This is a genomic window from Rubrivivax gelatinosus (assembly GCF_016583785.1).
In the GTDB taxonomy this organism is placed as follows: domain Bacteria; phylum Pseudomonadota; class Gammaproteobacteria; order Burkholderiales; family Burkholderiaceae_C; genus Rubrivivax; species Rubrivivax gelatinosus_B.
In genome coordinates, this window is record NZ_NRRU01000188.1 from 1 (window position 1) to 3,853 (window position 3,853).

The 3,853-nt window shown below is 74.5% G+C and carries 4 protein-coding genes; 1 reads left to right on the forward strand and 3 read right to left on the reverse strand.

From position 1 onward, the window contains the following. The coding region (locus CKO43_RS25095) for an arabinose transporter (protein WP_200380373.1) at positions 1-1,259 on the reverse strand (1,259 nt) is incomplete at its 3' end. 53 nt (positions 1,260-1,312) lie between these two features. On the opposite strand from CKO43_RS25095, the gene CKO43_RS25100 reads away from it, so the two are divergent. Then, the gene (locus tag CKO43_RS25100; protein ID WP_200380374.1) at positions 1,313-1,984 is read left to right on the forward strand and encodes a TetR/AcrR family transcriptional regulator; all 672 of its coding nucleotides are present in this window, start codon (positions 1,313-1,315) and stop codon (positions 1,982-1,984) included. A 31-nt stretch (positions 1,985-2,015) separates the two neighbouring features. On the opposite strand, the gene CKO43_RS25105 is transcribed toward CKO43_RS25100, so the two are convergent. Together CKO43_RS25105 and CKO43_RS25110 are read right to left on the reverse strand one after the other, a co-directional pair. Continuing rightward, positions 2,016-3,047, reverse strand: a complete 1,032-nt coding sequence (locus tag CKO43_RS25105) for a hypothetical protein (RefSeq protein WP_200380375.1) — start codon at positions 3,045-3,047, stop codon at positions 2,016-2,018. Between the two features lie 35 nt (positions 3,048-3,082). Beyond that, a partial coding sequence (locus CKO43_RS25110; RefSeq protein ID WP_207185219.1) for a helix-turn-helix domain-containing protein occupies positions 3,083-3,853 on the reverse strand: 771 nt, incomplete at its 5' end.

Here is a 3,853-nt window from a genome sequence, read left to right on the forward strand (position 1 = left end):
TCATCGGACGACGTGACGCCATCCTCGCGCGTGGCGACCCAGTGGACGGAGGCCAGCAGTTCCATGCCGTACGAAGACTGGTAACCCTCGATCAGCCGCCCGACGCGGGCGACCTGTTCGGCCAGGTAGATGGCCGCCACCCCGGCCGCGCCGGCGACGAGGCCGGCCGCGGGGCCGGTGAGGCCCAGAGAGATGTCCAGGAAGGCGACGTAGGCCCCCATCGCCACGCCGCGCGCCTGCGGGGGCGCGCGCCGCACGGCTTCCACCCCGAAGGCCGGGAACGCCAGCGAGTAGCCGAAGCCAGTCAGCGCGGCGCCTGCAGCCGCCGCGGCCACGCCGTCGGCGCCCCAGATCAGCAACTGCCCCAGCACCTCGACCAGCACGCAGGCCAGCGCCACGCGTGCGCCGCCCAGCTTGTCGGGCAGGTGGCCGAAGAACAGCCGCGCGCCGATGAAGGCCAGCCCGAACGCGGTGAACGCCACCGACGCCGGCCCCCAGCCGCGCTCGGCGAACAGCAGCGCCACAAAGGTGGTGATGACGCCAAAGCCGACGCTGGACAGCGCCAGCCCGAGGCCCGGCACCCACACCGCGCCCAGCACCTTGTAGAACGGGGTGCGCTGGTGCGCCGGCGCGGGCGTGCCCGGCAGCGCGGCCACGACGGCCAGCGCCACCAGGGGGATGACGGCCGTCGCCACGGCGATGCCGGCAAAGCCCCAGAGCGCGTCGACGGCCACGCCGGCGGGCGCGCCGGCCGCGTAGGCGCCGTACATCGCGATGCCGATCCAGGCCATGACCTTGCCGGCGTTCTGCGGCCCGACCATGCCGACGCCCCAGCCCAGCGCGCCGGTGACGATCAGGCTCTCGGCGCAGCCCAGCAGCAGCCGGCCGGCCAGCAGCGTCCACACCGCCGCCTGGCCGCTGCCGAAGGCCAGGGACACGAGGTAGTCGACGCCGGACGCGGCGGCGACCAGCATGCCCGACAGCACCGCGCGCCTGGCGCCCCGGGTGTCGGCCAGGTTGCCGGCCCAGGCGCGCGACAGCAGCGCCGCGGCGAACTGGCTGCCGATCAGCACGCCGACGCCCAGCGTGCCCAGCCCCAGGTGCCGGCCCAGGTGCAGCGGCAGCACGGGCAGCGGCAGGCCGATGGTGAGGAAGGCGACGAACACGGCCAGCGTCAGCGGCAGCAGCTTGACGAAGACCCGGGCCGGCGGCGCGGCGGCCGGCACCTGCCCCGCGTGGGGCAAACGGGAAGAAGACATGGCTTCGGCTCTCGATGCGAGTAAAAACTCAGGTATTGATGAGAATATGAGTCATGGCTCGCATTGAAAACTCGCGTTCCCCGTCCGCCGCGCGCGCGCTGCCGCAGCCTCGCAAGGCGCCGCGCCAGGCCCGCTCGCAGGCCATGGTCGAGGCGATCCTGGAGGCCACGGCTCGCGTTCTGGCCGAGCGCGGCTACGCCGGCACCAACACCAACGTGGTGGCCGAGCGTGCGGGCGTCAGCGTCGGGTCGGTCTATCAGTACTTCCCGCACAAGGACTCGCTGGTCGCTGCGCTGCACGAGCGCCACGGCGCGCAGATGTACGCCGCCATCGCCGCGGTGCTGGCCGCCGAGCGGCCCGACGGCCTGCGCGGCCACGTGCAGGCGATGGTGCGTGCGCTGCTGGCCGCGCACCGGGTGGCGCCGGAGCTGCACCGCGTGCTGGAGAAGGAGTTCCCCTTCTTCGACGCGCCGCGCGAGCAGAGCGCGGCCGACGGCGGCATCTACCACCAGGTGCGCCAGCTGCTGCAGGCGCACCGCGCCGAGATCACGCCCGCCGACCTGGACCTGGCGACCTGGATGCTGCTGCAGACCATGGAGTCGCTGGTGCACGCGGCTGCGATCGACCCGCCGGCGATGTTCCCGGCCGACGCGGTGGAAGACGCCATCGTGCAGGTGCTGATGGGCTACCTGACGGCGGCTTCGGCACCGGGCCGCGCCGGTTGACGCGGCGGCCGGAGACGGCCGTTCGGTCCGGCTACGGCCCGGCGGGCGGAACGCCCCGCTCCGCGTTGTCCTTCAGCAGCAGCGCCGTCGCCGCCGCCCGTATGTCGTCAGGCGCCGCATCCACCAGGCGCTCCGGCGCCGCCAGCTCCAGCCGCTCCACCAGCGCCCCCACCACCCTCTTGTTCGCCCACCCATGCGGATTGGCCCGTTCGTCACCTTGGTTGTCCACGAAGGCCCGCACGGTCTTCATCAGCGTCTGCTCGGCCAGCGCCAGCTCCACCAGCTTGGCGCGGTACTCCAGCTCCGGCCCCTCCAGCCCGGGCAGCCGCTTGTAGTCGGCGTAATGCTGTGACTCGTGCGCCAGGAAGTTGACGCGGAACGACTCGTCGTCCAGGTCGTAGGCGTCGGCAACGGCGTACAGGCCCTCGTCGGTGGCGAAGCCGCCGGTGCCCGGGCCGCCGCAGTTCAGATGCCGGGCCCAGCCGCCGCTCACCAGGTCGCGCATCAGGAACACGCGCACCGTCTCGCGCTGGCCGTCGGGCAGCAGCACGGGGTACCGGCGCTCGTCTTCGCGGAAGTACAGCAGCAGGTCGTACAGCTCGGCCGTGCGGCCCAGCCGGTTGTGCAGCCCCAGCGCGGCCAGCCGCGCCGACACCGCGTCCAGCACCTCGTCGCGCGTGGCCGCGGCACGCTGGCCGGTCAGGCGCCGCAGCTGGCCGAACAGCGCCTTCTCGGCCGCCGCCCGGTGCGCCGGCGTCATCGCGGCGCTCCAGTAGCGGCGGTAGGCGCGCAGCACGGCGTCGGGCAGCGGGTGGCCGGTGATGCGCGCCGCCGGGAACGACGGCCGGTCCTGCAGCCGCGCTGCCATGCAGACGCGTTTGCGCGCCTCGGCCGCGGTGGCCGGGTGCAGCGCGCCCAGCAGCGCCAGCGCACGCGGGCCGTCGGCCTGCAGCACGGCGTTCTCGGCCGCGCTCAGCGTGGCGCTGGCGGGCGCGGCGGCCCCGACGACGGCGGGGGCCAGGGCCACGAACAGGGCGACGAGCCCCGGCAAACGGTTGGACATGCGGCCCCTCGACAGGCAAAGCGGAGCCCCGGAGGCTAGAGCGGGGCGGCGGGCCGGGTCTTGAACGGATTTGACCTGCGCAGCTGGCCGGGCGTCGCGCCGGTGGCGGCGCGCACCGCCCGGCTCAGGTGCGCCTGGTCGGCAAACCCGAGCGCCAGCGCCACGTCCACCAGCGGCTCGGGCCCTTGCAGCCGCGCCAGCGCGCGCGCCAGGCGCACGTCCGCCCGGTAGCGGGCCGGCGTCACGCCGTAGGCCGCCGCAAAGCCGCGGCTCAGCGTCGCCGGCGCCAGCCCGGCGTCCCGGCACCAGGTGTTCAGCCGCAGGCCGGTGTCGGCGCGCAGTGCGGCAGCCAGCGCGTCGGGCCAGTCCTGCTGCAACGCTGGCAGGGCGTCGGCGTGGTCCGTCAGCGCCACCGGTTCCGCGCTTTCGGCCAGCTCGAGCAGGCGTTGCGGGTCGCGCGCGCGGAACGCCGGCGGCCAGCACCCGGCGCCGCGCAGCGGCAGGTTGACGACGCATGCGCCACTGCGCGCCACCCAGTTGGCGTGGATGCTGAAGGCCGGATGCACCAGCACGTCGCCCGGCTCGACCTGCCAGCGGCCGCACTCGCCGGCTTCGACGTAGCGGCCCTCGAGCACCAGCGCCGCATAAGCACCCCGGTGCCGGTGGCGGGCGATGGCACCCGGCAGCAGGCGGTCCAGTGGGGCGGTGGCGGCGGGCAGCACGCGCCGAGTTTGCAGGATGCGCAGAGCGGCGATCAAGCAAGGGGCCCGCAGCAGGCAGCGCCCGTCGCAGCCCCTGCCCTTACC